The organism is Massilia sp. CFBP9012 (assembly GCF_034045115.1).
Taxonomy (GTDB): domain Bacteria; phylum Pseudomonadota; class Gammaproteobacteria; order Burkholderiales; family Burkholderiaceae_D; genus Telluria.
Map to the genome: position 1 here is coordinate 101,673 of NZ_JAXCWM010000012.1, position 16,483 is coordinate 118,155.

Genomic DNA, 16,483 nt, shown 5'->3' on the forward strand with positions numbered 1-16,483 from the left:
CCAGTCAAAAACGCAGCGCCGCGCTGACGAACACTGTTCGCTCGATCAGCTGGCGGCTGCCGGCCGCGCCGTATTCGGCGTGGCGTCGGTGCAGCAGGTTACGCCCGACGAGGGCGATCTCGAGATCGGGGCGCACCTGCCACGCCAACCGCGCATCGAGTTCATGATAGCTTGGCAGAGCTGCCTGTGGCATATCCGCGACGTAACGGAGCGCCAGGTCGGCCCGCAGGCGCGCACCCAGCTCGTGCGCGCTGCGCACGGTCCAGGTCACGCGCGGATCGTTGCCAGCAAGAAAACTCAGGCCGGTGCTGTCGCGGCTGGTCGGTTCGCGCCCGACGTCCACGTCCTGCAGCACCGCTCCCGCATGCAGGCGCCAGCCACGCGCAGCCTGCCAGCTGGCCCACAGCTCGACGCCGCGCAGCGCGCCCTTGCCCAGGCTTTGCAGGACATAGGCCGCTGGCGGATTGGCGCCCGCGGCGGTCCGCTCCAGCGTGCGCAGGCGTTCGAAATCCGTATAGAAGGCGGTGGCCGACCACGACAACGAAGGCAGGGGCTGGGCGCGGTAGCCCAGCTCGGCCACGCGCGCCGTCTCCGACACCACGTCGGCGCCGCCCCCGACCAGGAAGGCCTCCGGGTCGAACGGGTCGATGGCATAGAAATCGCGGTCGATGCGCGACGGCGCGCGCACCGTGCGCGACAGCGCCGCCCACAGCATCGAGCGCGCATCGACGTCCCACGCCAGGCGCAGGCTGGGCAGCACCTCGCTGCCGGTATAGACATTGTGTTCGATGCGCACACCGGCGCTGGCGCGCACGTCCGGCGCCAGGCTGACTTCATCCTGGACGAACAGGTGCGACCAGCGCAGGCTGCGGCGCGCCGGCGTAAAGCGCAGCAAGGGGCCGTTGTCGATCCGGTCGCGGCTGTAGCGATAGCCGCCGCCCCAGGCCAGGTTGTGGCCGTCCAGGCGCAGCAGGTGCTGGGCCTCGACGTCGAAGGTGTCCAGGCGCTGCGCGCCGACGCCCTGCTGGTCACGCCGGGAATGGTCGATCCAGGCCTGCAGGCGCACGCTCTGGTTCTCGTCCACTCGATGCTCGACCCGTCCCAGCAGGTTGGCGCCCGACGTCTCGGTGTGCGACTGGTCGCCCCCGGCCCGCAGGCGGCCGTCGTGGACGTCGCCGCTGAACGTGACGTCGGTGGCATCGGCCTCCCAGTCGAGGCGGAAACCCGCCTGCTGGCGCCGCATGCCGCCGGCATCCGGCCCGCCTGCGTCGAGCGCGAACCCGTCGATGTCCATGCCCCGCGCATAGGCGCGCCAGTGCGGCCCGCCGTCGAGTTGCCCGCCGTAGCGCACGCTCGCCCCCTTTTCGCCGGCGCCGGCATGCGCCGTCGCCAGGCCGCCATGGGTCTGGGCGGCGCTGCGGGTGATGACGTTGATGATGCCGTTGACGGCATTCGTGCCCCAGGCCGTGCCGCCCGGGCCGCTGATCACCTCGATGCGCTCCACGTCTTCCAGCGCCACGTCCTGCATTTCCCAGAACACGCCGGAAAACAGCGGCGAATACACACTGCGGCCATCGACCATCACCAATAGCTTGTTGGCCAGCGGCGACAGGAAACCGCGCGCGCTGATCGCATACGACCCGGCGCCGATGCGCGCCACCTGCAGGTTCGGCGCCAGGCGCAGCGCCTCGGGCAAGGTGGTGGCGCCGGAACGGGCGATGTCGGCGCCCTGGATGACATAGACCGAGGCCGGTGCGCGTGCGAGCAGCTCGTCCTGGCGCGAGACCGAGGTCACCACGATGTCGGACAGCTGTTCGAGGGAATAATCGGCGAGCGGTATGGTTTGCCCAGCCGGCGGATCGAGCGGTCGCGCATGCGCCTGCACCGCACAGGCGCAGGACAGCAGCGCGATAGCGGCGCGAGCGAGCAACGTAGAAGATGACATAGTTGCCATCCTAGAACATTTTCGCGCACGCACCAAGTGCGCACACGCTACAGTGCGCACTTGACATTCCCTGAGCGATATTTATAAAGGCTATGACTGGTATTGGAAATATAAATTGGACTGATTTGACGCAATGCAGCATCATTCACCTGTCTCCTCTATTCTCCTCCTAGGAAATAGATTCAGCCCGCTTCTTACGATGCGGGCTTTTTTTTTTGGGCGGTGTCACCGTTAGATATGGATGAGCACTGAACTGCTGAGCTGACCCGCGGCCAATCCAAGTCGCCATCATTCGTGAGCGCGCTATGACTGCGTCAAAGTTTGAGGAGCTGTTTGCCCAGCTGGCGTTCGTGAACCAGCCGCAGCGTCAGCAGGTGCTGGCGGCTTTGCATCCGGGCGCCGGGCTCGACCAGGTGGTCGCCCTCATCGGCAAGATCCGCTCAAAGGGCGCTGCTGCCCGGATTGCGGCTGCGAGCGTTGCCACCGGCACGGTCATGCTAACGACCTGCAACGTTTTCGCTGTTGCGCATGCGGACGCACCTTCAATGACCTGACCGGCACGCCGCTGGCGCGGCTCAGGCACAAGGGCAAGTGTCTCGATTATCTGGAAACGGTGCTCGACTCCCGCACGGTTCGCTCTGCGGCCAAGCGTGTCGGCGTGCACCCCACACCACGTTTCGCTGGCGCCATCGCTTTCTCGACCGCGTCAAGGACGACCGGCCCGAACGCCTCGTCGGCATCGTCGAGGCCGACGAGACGTTCCTGCTCGAATCGCAGAAGGGCTCACGCAAGCTCGATCGCAAGCCGCGCAAGCGCGGTGGCAGGGCCGGCTGGCGCGGCATTTCCCATCACCTCGACTGCATCCTGGTGGCGCGCGACCGCAGTGGACAAACCATCGACGCCGTCACCGGATGGGGCGCCTTGAAGGTGGCCCAGCTGGTCAAGCACTTGCTGCCGAAACTCGATCCCCAGGCGCTGCTGGTCACCGACGCCAACGCTGCCTATCCCGCCTTCGCCCATGCCCATGGCATCACGCACCAGGCGGTCAACCTCAGTGTTGGTGAACGGGTCCTCAACGGCGCCGAGGGCGCCATCCATGTGCAAAACGTGAACGCCTATCACCGACGCTTCAAGGAATGGCTGGCCCGGTTCCATGGTGTGGCATCACGCCGACTCCCCAACTACCTGGGATGGCACTGGGCGCTCGATGGTGGGAGGGTTACATCCGTCGAGCAATTGCTGCGCATCGCATTCGGAGTCATCAACATCTAGTGGTGACAGCGCCTTTTTTTCTCGGCCGCTTTCCCTGCTTGCTAGTGGCCGCGACAACGGCCACGATCGCATGCCAGCTGCGTTTATGTTGGTTAGTTACGAAAATTAATCTGTACGGCCGCGCACGCTTATCAAAGCAGCCTGCGGCCTTTTGGTGTAGGATGCCCGCCATATTTTCGTTTTTACAACAAGCCAGCCCATGCCCGACCTCGACACCTCCGCCCGGAGCACCGCATCCTACGACTGGTCGGCGACCGCGCTGGGCGATGCCGCCCGCTGGCCCCTGCCACTGCGGCTCGCCAGCGACCTGCTGCTCAATTCTCAGCTTCCTACCCTGCTGGTCTGGGGCACCGAGACGATCACGGTGTTCAACGAGTCGTATGCGCTGCTGGCCGGCCCCGGCTACGGCCGGGTTCCCGGCGGTTCGGTGCCGCCGGTGCTGCCGCCTCCGCTGGCAGCGGCCGGCAAGACGCTCGAGGCCGCATGGCGCGGCGAGGCCGGCGTGGTACAGGACACCTCCCTCACCTTCCGCCGTCTCGACGGCAGCCAGGAGTCGCGCTTCGACCTGCGCCTGACCCCGGTGCGCGACGAGACCGGCGCGGTGCGCGGCGTGCTGGTGGCGCTGGCCCCGGCCACGGCGGCGCCCCAGCAGGAAGACACCGGCGGCGGCGCCATGCGCATCCTGGTGGTCGAAGACAATGTCGACTCCCAGTACCTGGTGTGCGAAATGCTCAAGGCCTTCGGCCACGAAGCCGACGGCGTGGCCCATCCGGACGACGCCCTGGCCCTGCTCGCACGCCAGCGCTACGATGTGCTGTTCTCCGACGTCAGCCTGCCCGGCATGTCGGGTGTCGACCTGGCCACCCGCGCCATCGCGGACGACCCGTCGCTGCGCGTGATCTTTGCCTCGGGCTATGGCGACACCCTGCTGCGCCACCTGTCCTTCCCTTACCAGTCGCTGCAGAAGCCCTACGAGATCGACCAGTTGCAGGATGCGCTGTCGAAGGTGGCGCCCCGGCCCGGCAAGGGCGGCTGAAGCGGGCGGCTGAAGCCGGCGGCTTTGAGCGCGCCTCGAGAAGCCGCCCCGGCAGGTTCCAAGCGTGTGTGTCAGACCGGCTTGTCTGGTCTACAATGAAACACATCCTGCCCGGTCTCGGGCGTTCCGCAACCCCGGCATGAACAATCCCTCCGACCATTCCAGCAGCACCCCGTGCCACGTGTCCGAGCAAGACCTGGCGGCCGCCCGGCAAGAGCTGCAGCGCGCCACCGAACGCATGGAAAACATGCTCGAAAGCCTCACCGACGGCTTTTGCGCGGTCGATCGCGACTGGAACATCACCTATATCAATGGCCGCGCGCTGCAGATGGTGGCGCCGCTCAACAAGAGCCGCGACAGCCTGGTCGGGCGCCGGCTGTGGGATGAATTCGAAGACCTGCACGGCACCTCGGTCGCCGCCGACTGCCGGCGCGCGATGGAGCAGCGGATCACCGTCAACAAGGAGTTCTTCTACCGCCGCCTGCAATGCTGGCTCGACATGCGGGTCTATCCCTCGCCCGACGGCCTGACCCTGTACTTCCAGGACATCACGGCGCGCAAGCTCGACCAGCAAGCCCTGATCGACAACAACAACCGGCTGCAGCTCGCCATTGCGGCGGGCCGCCTGGGCGATTGGCGCTGGGACGCGGCCAGCGACCGCGTCACCTTCGGCGCGCGCGCGGCCGAGATCCTCGGCCTGCCCGAAGGCGTGGCGCTCGAGTGGCCGCTGCTGCGCGCCCGCCTGGCACAGGACGACCGGCCGCGGGTGCGGCGCGCCGTGCTCGAAGCCTTCTCCCAGGGCAAGGACCTCGACCTCGAATGCCGCCTGCTGCCGCGCGACGGCCATGCCGGCGGCGCGCCGAGCGGCCAGCCCGCCGCGCGCTGCGTGGCCCTGGTCGGCCGCCCCGACCATGCCAGCCCGGCCCAGGGCGGCAGCGTGCTGGGCATGACCGGCATGGCCCAGGACATCAGCGCCCGGCGCGAAGCCGACGACCACCTGCGCCAGAGCGAGGAAGAATTGCGCGCGCTGGCCAACACCATCCCGCAGCTGGCCTGGATGGCCGACCCCAGCGGGGCCATCGTCTGGTTCAACCAGCGCTGGTACGAATACACCGGCATCACCCAGAGCGAGTCCACCGGCTGGGGCTGGAAAGCGGTGTACGACCCCGCAGTGCTGCCGGCCGTCCTCGAGCATTGGGACGAATCGGTGCGCACCGGCTCGCCGTTCGAGATGGAATTCCCGATCCGCGGCGCCGACGGCAACTTCCGCTGGTTCCTCACCCGGGTCGAGGCGGTGCACGACCGCGACGGCCGCGTGGTGCGCTGGTTCGGCACCAATACCGACGTCGACCAGGTCAAACGCGCCGAGCAGGCGCTGCGCGAAGAATCGCATGTGCTCGAACTGCTCAACAGCACCGGCAGCATCCTGGCCTCGACCCGCGACCTGCGCTCGCTGATGCAGGCCGCCACTGACGCCGCCGCCGGCGTCTGCGGCGCCCGTTTCGGCGCCTTCTTCCACTATGGCGAACAGGGCGCGGGCACGCTGTTCTCGCTGTACACGCTGTCGGGCGCCACCTCGGCCGAGTTCCAGGATTTCGCGGCGCCCGGCGCCAGCGCCTTGTTCGGCCCCGGCTTGCGCGCCGACGGCCTGGTGCGGATCGGCGACCTCGGCCACGATCCGCAACACGCCGCCAAGGCGCCGCAATTCGGCCTCCCGGCCGGCCATCCGCCGGTGCGCAGCTACCTGTCGGTGCCGGTCACGGCGCGCTCGGGCGAGCTGCTCGGCACGATGTTCTTCGGCCACCCGGAACCCGGCGTGTTCACCGAACGCAGCGAGCGCATCGTCAGCGGCATCGCGGCCCAGGCCGCGATCGCGGTCGACAATATCCGCCTGGTGGAGGCGGCCAGCCGCGCCGCCGAGGAGCGCAAGGTGCTGCTCGAGAACGAGCGCGAGGCGCGCGCCGAGGCCGAGCGCACCAGCCAGATGAAGGACGAATTCCTGGCCACCCTGTCGCACGAGCTAAGGACGCCCTTGTCGGCCATCCTCGGCTGGTCGCAGGTGCTGCGCCGCGGCAGCCGCGACGGCGCCGACCTGCAGCGCGGCCTGTCAACCATCGAGCGCAATGCGCGCGCCCAGGCCCAGTTGATCGAAGACCTGCTCGACATGAGCCGCATCACCTCGGGCAAGGTGCTGCTCGACATGCAGACGGTCGCGCCGGCCAGCTTCATCGACGCCGCCATCGAGACCGTGCGCCCGGCGGCCGACGCCAAGGGCATCCGCATCGAGCGCCAATACGGGGACCAGGTGCCGCCGGTGGCGGGCGACCCGGGCCGCTTGCAGCAGGTGATCTGGAACCTGCTGTCGAACGCGATCAAGTTTACCCCGCGCGACGGGCTGGTGACGATCGAGGTCAGCCAGCACGAGGAGCAGGTCGCGATCACGATCCGCGACAACGGCGCCGGCATCGGTCCCGAATTCATCACCCACGTATTCGAGCGCTTCCGCCAGGCCGATGCCTCGATGACGCGCACCCACGGCGGCCTGGGACTGGGCCTGTCGATCGTCAAGCACCTGGTCGAGCAGCACGGCGGCACGGTGCGCGCCGAGAGCGCCGGGGTCGGCCAGGGCGCCAGCTTCACGATCGAGCTGCCGGTGGCCAAGACGCCGCCGCGCTCGATCGACACGGCCCGCGCCCGGATGATCCGCGAGTCGCCGGCGCCGTCCGCCGACGCCGGCCTTGCCGCCCAGGCGGCCGAGGGCGCGATTCGCGATCTGCGCGGCACCTCGGTGCTGGTGGTCGACGACGACCGCGATGCGCGCGAGCTGATCGCCCGCATCCTGGCCGATTGCCAGGCCAGCGTGCGCCTGGCCTCCAGCGCGCGCGAGGCCTTCGAGATGCTGCAGGCCGCGCCGCCCGACCTCCTGATCAGCGACCTCGGCATGCCCGAGGTCGACGGCCTGGAACTGCTGTCCTGGGTGCGCGCGCTGCCGCGCGAGGCCGGCGGACAAGTCGCCGCCATCGCCCTGACCGCCTTCGCCCGTTCCGAAGACCGGCTCAAGGCGCTGGAAGCGGGCTTTTCGGCCCATGTCTCTAAGCCGGTCGAACAGACCGAGCTGATGGAAGCGATCGGCATGGTGGCCATGCCCGCCACATCGCAGCTGGTGAACGGCGGGGTACGTCTGGTCAACCGTTGAGTGGTAGCCAATGCTGGATGACCAGTGCAAAATAGCCGTTGTCGACCGGTCGTTCATGTTCCTACCCGCTCACGCGGCGCTGTCCTACAAGAAATTTTGAGCTGTTTGCTAGACTAAGTAGTGATGGGTTCAAGCCCGATTCCACCCAGAAGGGGATCCGCTCCATACGAATAGACGAGAAAAAGCATGCCGAGCAGACAAGACATTTTGAACGCGAAAATCCTGGTAGTGGACGATTCGCCCGACAATATCGAATTGATGGAAGAGATATTGCGTGAGGAAGGCTACACCTGTGTCAGCTCGACCATGCTGCCGGAACAGGTCTGCCCGCTTCACCGCGAGCACAACTACGACCTGATCCTGCTCGACCTGCAGATGCCGGGATTGAACGGCTTCCAGGTGATGAAGGGGCTCAAGGAGATCGAGCAAGGCGGCTACCTGCCGGTGCTGGCCCTGACCGCCCAGCCGAGCTTCAAGATCGCCGCGCTCGAAGCCGGCGCCCGCGACTTCATCAGCAAGCCCTTCGACCTGCTCGAAGTGCACAAGCGCATCCATAATATGCTCGAGGTGCGGCTGCTGTACAAGGAACTGGCCCAGTACTCCAAGGCGCAGCAGGAACTGGCCCTTCACGACGCCCTCACCGGCCTGCCCAACCGGCGCCTGCTGGAAGACCGCATCGAAACGGCCCTGCAGCACGCCAACCGCAGCCATGCCAAGGCGGCTGTCATGTACCTCGACCTGGATGGCTTCAAGGCGATCAACGACACCTACGGCCATGCCTACGGCGACGACATCCTCAAGATGGTGTCCCAGCGCCTGCTGTCGAGCTCGCGCAAGGAAGATACCGTGGCGCGCCTCGGCGGCGATGAATTCATGGTGGTGCTGGGCGATATCCACAGCCTGGCCGACGCCCAGGGACCGGCCTCGAAACTGGTCGAGGCGCTGTCCGAGCCCTTCTTCATCAACGACCTCACCTTGCGGCTGTCGACTTCGATCGGCATCAGCATCTATCCGGACGACGCCGAGTCGGTCGATGCGCTGATCAATATCGCCGACTACGCGCTGTACGAAGCCAAGCGCGCCGGCAAGAACCGCTTCTGCTCGCCGGCGGCCAATCGCCAGGCGGCGGCCAAGACTTCAGCGGCGCCGAGCCAGGCGGCTTCTACTGCAGCACCGGCGGAGCTGGCGGCGCAGCATCGCTGAGCAGTGCGTTTTCCTCACTTTGCGTGCACATTCGCTGTGCACGCATACTTAGGTTCCCGCCTGCGCGGGACGACGTCACTTGAGGCCTGGGGCTCAGTAGTGTCCGGACTTCGGACACGTACTTCAGCCCGTCGTTCCCGCGAAGGCGGGAACCCCAGTTCCCCCACCGGCGCCACTCCAATTATCTCCTCGCAGCGCCCGCATAAACAAACAGGCCACGCAACTTCCGCCGCGTGGCCCGCCCGCTAATGCCAGTTAACGAAAATCTCAGCGCTTCTCGTCCACCGGACATTCGCGAATCTTGCTCTTTTCTTCGATCGACTGCGCGTGCTGGTGATCATGGCCCGCGTCGACCATGTCCGGCGCCACCTCGATGCGGGTGATGCCGGCGTCGACCGAGATCGGATCGCTGGCCGGGAAGGTCATTTCGACCGCGTCGTCGAGCAGCGTTTCCTCGGCCTTTTCCTTATTGGACAGGCCTTCGCAGCCAGACAGCGCCTTGATGGCGATGGCGTACCGGATAACCTCCAGGTTCGCCAGGTCGCCGATCGTCTTCACGCCCAGCGTGTCGGCCAGCGCAGTGGCCTGCTGCTCGCCGATGCCGCGCAGCGCCGATAGCGGCGCGTCGCTCAGCTCGCGGAAAGTTTTACCGTGGAATTGTTCATTTACGATGGTGTCGATATTCATGTTATATCCTTTCTTGTAGGCGTCCCGTCCGCCAGCGAACCGGTTCGATTCCACTATGGCATAGCACTGTACCGACGTATGTGCGGCACCGAACATCGCTACAGGCCGCACGATTGATTTATTTGCCAAGTGGCACTTATGTCACATGCTATGATGGCGCGTTTTGCATGGTATTTACTCGAACATAACTATAAGTTTAGAATCCTTAGTCGGGCGAGCACAGCAATGTTGACGGAATCCCTCGTGGCGAACAGCGATAAACCCAAGATCCTGGTGGTCAACGACGACCCCGCCAGCCTGCTGGCGCTGACCAGCCTGCTCGACGGTCGTGCCGACGAGGGCAACTACAGCGTGCTGTCGGCCCGCTCCGGCCAGGAAGCCTTGCGCCAGGTGCTGCTGCACGATTTCGCCGTGATCCTGCTCGACGTGAACATGCCCGGCATGGACGGCTTCGAAACCGCCGAGGCGATCCACCAGCGCACCCGCTCGGCCGACATCCCGATCATCTTCGTCACCGCCTTCCTGGCCGACGAGATCGACCGCCTCAAGGCTTACCAGCGCGGCGCCGCCGACTTCCTGTTTACCCCTGTCATTCCGCAGATCCTGCACGCCAAGGTGTCGGTATTCGTCACCCTGGCCATGAAGAACGAGGAACTCAAGCGCCAGGCCGAGAAGCTCTCGCAGCATGCCTCGGAGCTGACCGCCACCAACCGGCGCCTGGTGCGCGAGATGGAAGAGCGACGCGCCGCCGAGAGGAAAAGCCACGCCAAGGATGAATTCCTTGCCATGCTCGGCCATGAGTTGCGCAATCCACTGTCGGCAATCACCAGCGCCTCGAGCCTGATTGGCCTGGCCGGCGCCGCGCCCGACACGGTGGCGCGCGCCCGCGCCATCATCCAGCGCCAGAGCCAGCACCTGTCGCGCATCGTCGACGACCTGCTCGACCTGTCGCGCGCGATGTCGGGCAAGATCCTGCTGGCGCGCCAGGCCACCGACCTGTCAAGGCTGGTGGCCAGCTGCCTGGAAACCTTCCGCGCCACCGGCCGCACGGACGGCTACCGCATCGCGGTCGAGCTGGCCCCAGGCTGGGTCGATGGCGACCCGACCCGCCTGGAACAGATCGTGTCGAACCTGCTGGACAATGCGCTGAAATACACGCCGAACGGCGGCGCCATCGACATCTCCCTGGCGCGCACCGGCAACGACGTCATGCTCTGCGTGCGCGACTCGGGCGTCGGCATCCCGCCCGAGCTGCTGCCGCAGGTGTTCGACGTGTTCGTGCAGGGTGCGATCTCGATTGACCGCTCGCAGGGCGGCCTGGGAATCGGCCTGTCGCTGGTACGGCGCCTGGTCGAGCTGCATGGTGGTAGCGTGGCTGCCGACAGTCCCGGCGCCGGACTTGGCTCCAGCTTCACGATCCGTCTTCCAGGCGCCGAGCTGGCGCAATCGACCGGCGCGGCCGATCCATGCGCGCCAGCAATCTCGCCGCCGCTCGACACCGGCAAGCCATCGGTCCTGCTGATCGAAGACAATGACGACGGGCGCGAAATGATGGCGACCATGCTGGCCGCCTATGGCTACCCGGTGCACCAGGCCGCTGACGGCCTGCAGGGCGTGAGCCAGGCGCATGCCTGCCGGCCGGACGCCGCGCTGGTCGACATCGGCCTGCCTGGCATCGACGGCTACGAGGTGGCGCGGCGCCTGCGCGCCGATCCGGCCACGCACGCGATCCGCCTGATCGCCGTGACCGGCTACGGCCTGCCGGAGGACCAGCGGCGCGTGATGGAAGCCGGCTTCGACCAGCACCTGGTCAAGCCGGTGCAGATCGATCGCCTGCTGGAAGCGCTGGCGCCGCTCAGTACTCCAGCCCCGGCTTCAGCCGGCGCTGCCGCCGCGTGAAGCCGCAGCAGTTACAGCAGCGAAACACGATCAAGCCGTGGCGAGCAGCTCGTCGCGGCGCGCCGCCATCTCGGCGCCCAGGGCATCCAGGTCGAGCTTGAGCTTGCGCACCTTCGGGAACATCTCTTCCTCTTCTTCTTCGACGTGGTGCTCGATGTACTCGCCCAGCACCGTGACCTTGGCGTCGTACAGGTCGTCGCCCGGCTCCATTTCCTGGATCTGCGAGATCAGGTCCTTGGCCGAGGCGTGTTCGACCACGGCTTCGTCGAGCATGTCTTCCATCTCCTTCGATGCCGAGCGCAACGCCGGATAGAAGATCTCTTCCTCGATCTGCGTGTGCATGATCAGCTGTTCGCAGATCTCGTTCGCCAGTTTTTTCTTGCTGGTGGTGGTGCGCTCGCCCAGTTCGTCGAATTGCTTGAACAGCGCCTTGACCTCGTCGTGCTGGCTGGTCAGGAGCGCGATGGCGTCCTGTTGCTTGTCATTCTTGCTCATGGTAGTACCCCCGTATTGTGCATGGTATGGATGGCTCGTTGGCCACGTTTCCAGCATGCGCCGTGGCTGCCACGCAGACTGTGCGGGAGCGCACGCTGTGCGGGCGCAACGTCCGGATGGCTGGCGGCGCCGGGCGCGCGCCGCCGAATTGCCAACTGTTGTATGATTTGGGAAACATTTAACAGAGCCTACGATGACCGAACCGGCCCCATCGCCCCCCGACCCGGAGTTCGAACGCCAGGTCGCGGCGCGCACCGCTGAACTCACCGAGATGCTGGCCTGGCTGGCCAACTGCTGGGACCAGGAACGCCGCCAGCTGGCGCGCCAGCTGCACGACAGCCTTGGCTCGTCGATGACGGCCCTGACCATGCACCTGGCCCTGCTGACCCAGAACCTGCCGGCCGACAGCAAGGGACGCGAACGCGCGGCCCAGATGAAGACCCTACTGGCCGGCATCATCGAAACCAACCGCACGATGCAGCTCGAGCTGTGGAACGACAAGCTCGAGTTCCTCGGCCTGCGCGCCGCGCTGGCCGAGCTGGTGCCCGCCTTCGGCGCCGAACGCGGCCTGAAGGCGCGCGCCAGCCTGCCCGACGACGACGGCACCTGGTCGCGCGAGCACGGCGTGCTGCTGCTGCGCTGCGCCGAGGAAGGCCTGCGCAACGCCGCCGCCCACGCCCAGGCCACGCGGGTGGACGTGATCCTCGACGACGACGGCGAGATGGCCATGCTCACCGTGCGCGACGATGGCGTGGGGCCGCGCGAGGATGCGCTGGAAAAATCGTCGAAGGGCTGCCACGGCCTGCGCCTGCTGCGCGAACGCGCGCGCTACCTGGGCGGCAACCTGACCCTGGCGCGCAGCGACAGCGGCGGCGCGATATTGCAGATGACTTTGCCGCGCGAGCTGGCGGCCTAGATCTTGTCGGGGCCTGCGGCGCAAACACGAACCGCTAACGTAAAAACGTCGTTCCCGCGGAGGCGGGAACCCAATCTGCTCGATGCGCCACTTAAAGAAAATTAAGTGGGGACATATAGGACCTGGGTTCCCGCCTGCGCGGGAACGACGTGTTGGGGCTGACGAAGGAAGGCGGCCGGCGGCAACGTCCGGCCCGCCTGCCCTACTCCTCAGTGCAGCTTGACCAGCGGCGTGCTGCGCCGGATCAGGAAGCGTGCTACCGCCAGCAGCGCGGTGCGGGTAATGCCCATCACCGCCCGGTGGTGCATCAGGTGCAGGCTGGCGTACATCGTGCGCGCCACCGCGCCCTGCACGAACCAGCTGGCCCCGCGCAGCGAACCCATCAGACTGCCGACGCTGGTGCTCTGCCCGACCGAGACCAGCGAACCATAGTCGCGGTATTCATACGGCGTGTCCTGCGGCGCCTGGCCCTTGTCCATGCGCAGGAAGGCCGTCACCAGGTAATCGGCCTGCTGGTGCGCGGCCTGGGCGCGCGGCGGCACCGGTGCGCCATTGCCGTCGATGCAGACGGCGCAGTCGCCCAGCGCCCAGATATTCGGCACGCCTTTGACACGCAGGTTGGCGTCGACGTCGAGCCCGCCGCCGCGCGCGGTCGGCAGGCCCAGGCCGGCCAGCAGTTCGGGCGCGCGGATGCCGGCGGCCCACACGCACAGGTCGGCCGTGTACACATTGCCCTTGCCGTCGATGACCTTGTCGGCTTCGATCGCGGTGACGCGGCAGTCGGCCACCACATTGATGCCGCGCTTGCCCAGCAGGTCGTGCGCCGCCTTCGACACCCGTTCGGGCAGCGGCGCCAGGATGCGCGGCGCGCCTTCGAGGATGGTGATGCGCACGTCGCGCTTGACGTCCATGCGGGCAAAGCCATAGCGCGCGTACGCCCCGGAGGCTTCGCGCAGCTCGGCGGCCAGCTCGACGCCGGTGGCGCCGCCGCCGATGATCACCACGTCCAGGCCGGTTTCCTTGCCTTCTTCGCGCTGCTGCTCGACCGCCAGCATCAGGCGCAGCATGCGCAGGCGGAAGCGCTCGGCGTCCTCGGTCGCGTTCAGCGAGATCGAGTGCTCTTCGGCGCCCGGCACGCCGAAATAATTCGAGGTGCTGCCGATCGCCATCACCAGCGAGCCATAGCCCAGCCGGCGCAGCGGCAGGACTTCTTCATTGTCGCTGGCGGCGCGCACTGCGCCGATCTCGATCGCCTGGCCGGCGGCATCGAGCCCCGTCATCGGGCCCAGCACGAAATTGAATCCATTGTCGTGGGCCAGCATGGCGTACGACAGTCCTTCCTGGTGGATGTCCAGGGTACCGGCCGCGACTTCGTGCAGCGACGGCTTCCAGATATGATAAAGGCGGCTGTCGACCAGCGTCACCTTGGATGGGCCCAGCTTGCGGCCCAGTTTGCAGGCCAGCTCGAGTCCGCCGGCGCCACCACCCACGATCACGATATCGCTACGCAAGTTGCCTCCTTCACAATGCCCTACCCGGCAACGGCGCCGGGTCCTTGGACAATGTCGATTTTACTATGGCGGCGTGAATAACGTTGCGCATGTCAATATCTTGACTACATATTACGGAACAGACCCATGAACGATTGACTGACAGTCAGCGTCTCTGGCCGGCTCTTGAGCCTGATCGTGCCGCGCCCGCTCTCGTCGCGCGCCACGCCGGCCACCGCGCGCAGGTTGACAATGGTCGAGCGGTGCACCTGCTTGAACATGGTCGGGTCGAGCACCTCGAGCAGGTCGCGGATGGGTTTGCGCAGCAACGACTCGCCCTCGGCCGTCATCACCACCGTGTACTTGGAATCGGCCTGAAAATAAGCCACGTCGTCGACCAGGATCAGGCGCGTCTCGTTGCCGCGGCTGGCCGTCAGCCAGACCAGCGGCTGCGCGCGCGGCGCCGGCGGCGCCACCACCTGCAGCCGGGCCAGCAGCTCGGCCAGCTTGGCGGCATCGACGCCGCCGCGCGCCAGCCGCTCGCGCACCCGCGCCACGGTGGCGTTCAGGCGCTCGCGCGCCACCGGCTTCTGCAGGTAGTCCACGGCGCCACGGTCGAAGGCGTCGAGCGCGTATTGATCGTAGGCGGTGACGAACACGATTTCGGTGCCGAGGCCCGCCGCCAGCATGTTCGACGCCACTTCCAGGCCCGACAGCCCCGGCATGCGGATATCGAGGAAGGCGACATCGGGCCGGTGGGTCTCGATGGCTTCCAGTGCGCCGCCGCCGTCCTCGCACACGGCGACGATGTCGAGCCCTGGCCAGGCTTCGAGCAGCAATTTGACCAGTTCGTCGCGCAGCAGCGCTTCGTCTTCGGCGACCACGCAGGTGACGGTATCAGGCGGCATGGCGGCCTCCCGCTCCTTGCAGCGCCAGCGGCACCGTGATGGTCGCCGCGACGCCGCTCGGGAAGTTGGCGACGATGGCGAAGCTGGCGCCAGTGCCATAGGCCAGGCGCAGGCGCTCGCGCACATTGCGCAGGCCGATGCCGGTGCCGGCGCCTTCGCTCGAGAAGCCGCGGCCGTCGTCGGCCACGGTCACGGCCACCGCCTGCGCATGCTCGCCGCCGACCGCCCGCGCCAGGATCCAGACCGTGCCGCCGCCGGGTTTGGGCTCCAGCCCGTGCTTGATCGCGTTCTCGACCAGGGTCTGCAACATCATCGGCGGGAACACCAGCCGGCGCAGCTCGTCCGGCACGTCGACCTGCAGCGCCAGGCGCGGTCCCATGCGGATGGCCAGGATGTCGAGGTAGGCGCGCGCCCGCTCGAGCTCTTCGCCCAGCGTCGACGGCGCATCCTCCGTGCGCGGCAGCGAGTGGCGCAGATACTGGATCAGGTTGCCCAGCATGGCGTCGGCGCGCGCCGGGTCGCTGCGGGTGAGCACCTGGGCGCTGGCCAGCGTGTTATACAAAAAGTGCGGTTCGACCTGGGCGTGCAGCAGGTTCAGGCGCGCCACCGTGAGTTCCTTCTCGGTCACGCTCTCGCGCACCTGATTCGCTTCGGCGCGGCGCCGCTCGGCGATGCGGCGCGCGATGGCCCGCACCACGGCCTCGGCGTTCTCGAGGTTGGTGCCGTGGTCGACCATGAACCAGTCGGTCCAGGCCGGCGCCTCCGGCTCGCAGATCAGGGTGACGCTGCCGGCCACGTCGCCATTGGGCGACACCGTCGCCAGGATCTGGTTGCGCCGGTTTCCAAAGGCTTCCAGGCCCCACAGCTGGGATGCCTCCTTGCCATAGGGGTCGATGCGCGCGACCTTGGCCCGCACCTGCAGGCTGTCACGCGCGCTGTCGACGACGGTGGCGCCGGGCAGTTCGCGGATGGCGGCGTCGATCATGTCGAAGGCCTCGCCCGCTTCGAGCGGAATCTCGATCTGGCGCCGCTGGCGGTTCGACAGGGTGCTGGCGTCCAGGCGGCCAGTCACCAGGCGCACCCGGCGCATATGCGAGAACACTTCCAGCAGCACCCAGCCGCACAGGGCGAAGCCGAACAGCGGACCGATGGGTCCGAGGTCGATGTCGACCCGATCGAGCCAGGTCTCATTCAGGGTGATGACCAGGGCGAGATAAACCGCCAGCCAGGCCAGCAACAGGCGGAACACGTGGAACAGGCTTGCAAACATGATGTGCTTTCGGATGGTGAGAATGGGGCCAGCATAGGCAAACCATTCCTTGCAAGACAGCATTATGCGACGGAGTCGGGCCTGGGCCGACGAAATCGGGGCCGGGCGGCATGGAGCCGCTACGCGCTTGGACGAAAAGACTGTCGCTTTCTACCTTTCATTACAA

11 protein-coding genes and 1 pseudogene are annotated in these 16,483 nt (G+C 66.8%); 6 read left to right on the top strand and 6 right to left on the bottom strand.

Features of this window, described 5'->3' with window-relative positions; translation table 11 throughout:
* Positions 1 to 4: 4 nt before the first annotated feature.
* Complete coding sequence (locus SOM61_RS19755) at positions 5 to 1,945, bottom strand: TOL_0244 family TonB-dependent receptor (protein WP_320475659.1); 1,941 nt, start codon at positions 1,943 to 1,945, stop codon at positions 5 to 7.
* Between the two features lie 305 nt (positions 1,946 to 2,250).
* Between SOM61_RS19755 and SOM61_RS19760 the strand changes: the two are divergent.
* The 4 genes and pseudogenes from SOM61_RS19760 (at position 2,251) to SOM61_RS19775 (ending at position 8,652) form a co-directional block, all read left to right on the top strand.
* Positions 2,251 to 3,217 (top strand): annotated as a pseudogene (locus tag SOM61_RS19760) (IS1595 family transposase).
* A gap of 199 nt (positions 3,218 to 3,416) precedes the next feature.
* The gene (locus SOM61_RS19765) at positions 3,417 to 4,253 is read left to right on the top strand and encodes a response regulator (protein ID WP_320475660.1); all 837 of its coding nucleotides are present in this window, start codon (positions 3,417 to 3,419) and stop codon (positions 4,251 to 4,253) included.
* Positions 4,254 to 4,392: 139 nt separating this feature from the next.
* Complete coding sequence (locus SOM61_RS19770; protein ID WP_320475661.1) at positions 4,393 to 7,449, top strand: ATP-binding protein; 3,057 nt, start codon at positions 4,393 to 4,395, stop codon at positions 7,447 to 7,449.
* A gap of 186 nt (positions 7,450 to 7,635) precedes the next feature.
* On the top strand, positions 7,636 to 8,652 hold the full coding sequence (locus SOM61_RS19775) for a GGDEF domain-containing response regulator (protein ID WP_147934640.1): 1,017 nt from the start codon (positions 7,636 to 7,638) through the stop codon (positions 8,650 to 8,652).
* A gap of 267 nt (positions 8,653 to 8,919) precedes the next feature.
* Here the strand turns inward: SOM61_RS19775 and SOM61_RS19780 are convergent, their stop codons facing one another.
* Positions 8,920 to 9,339 carry a hypothetical protein gene (locus tag SOM61_RS19780; RefSeq protein ID WP_320475662.1) on the bottom strand — a complete coding sequence of 140 codons (420 nt, stop codon included), beginning with the start codon at positions 9,337 to 9,339 and terminating at the stop codon, positions 8,920 to 8,922.
* 225 nt (positions 9,340 to 9,564) lie between these two features.
* Between SOM61_RS19780 and SOM61_RS19785 the strand changes: the two genes are divergently transcribed.
* Positions 9,565 to 11,238 (top strand): response regulator, encoded by a 1,674-nt coding sequence (locus SOM61_RS19785; RefSeq protein ID WP_414675037.1) that lies wholly within the window; start codon positions 9,565 to 9,567, stop codon positions 11,236 to 11,238.
* Positions 11,239 to 11,268: 30 nt separating this feature from the next.
* Here SOM61_RS19785 and SOM61_RS19790 read toward each other — a convergent pair whose 3' ends face one another.
* Entirely contained in the window at positions 11,269 to 11,733 is a 465-nt protein-coding gene (locus tag SOM61_RS19790; RefSeq protein WP_320475664.1) for a hemerythrin domain-containing protein, read from the bottom strand.
* A gap of 193 nt (positions 11,734 to 11,926) precedes the next feature.
* Between SOM61_RS19790 and SOM61_RS19795 the strand changes: the two genes are divergently transcribed.
* Complete coding sequence (locus SOM61_RS19795) at positions 11,927 to 12,649, top strand: sensor histidine kinase (protein WP_320475665.1); 723 nt, start codon at positions 11,927 to 11,929, stop codon at positions 12,647 to 12,649.
* A 209-nt stretch (positions 12,650 to 12,858) separates the two neighbouring features.
* Here SOM61_RS19795 and SOM61_RS19800 read toward each other — a convergent pair whose 3' ends face one another.
* From SOM61_RS19800 to SOM61_RS19810, 3 genes are all read right to left on the bottom strand, one after another.
* Complete coding sequence (locus tag SOM61_RS19800) at positions 12,859 to 14,160, bottom strand: NAD(P)/FAD-dependent oxidoreductase (RefSeq protein WP_320475666.1); 1,302 nt, start codon at positions 14,158 to 14,160, stop codon at positions 12,859 to 12,861.
* A 104-nt stretch (positions 14,161 to 14,264) separates the two neighbouring features.
* On the bottom strand, positions 14,265 to 15,047 hold the full coding sequence (locus SOM61_RS19805) for a LytR/AlgR family response regulator transcription factor (RefSeq protein ID WP_320475667.1): 783 nt from the start codon (positions 15,045 to 15,047) through the stop codon (positions 14,265 to 14,267).
* The gene (locus tag SOM61_RS19810) at positions 15,037 to 16,317 is read right to left on the bottom strand and encodes a sensor histidine kinase (protein ID WP_320475668.1); all 1,281 of its coding nucleotides are present in this window, start codon (positions 16,315 to 16,317) and stop codon (positions 15,037 to 15,039) included. Before SOM61_RS19810 ends, SOM61_RS19805 begins: the two co-directional genes overlap by 11 nt.
* Positions 16,318 to 16,483: the final 166 nt, after the last annotated feature.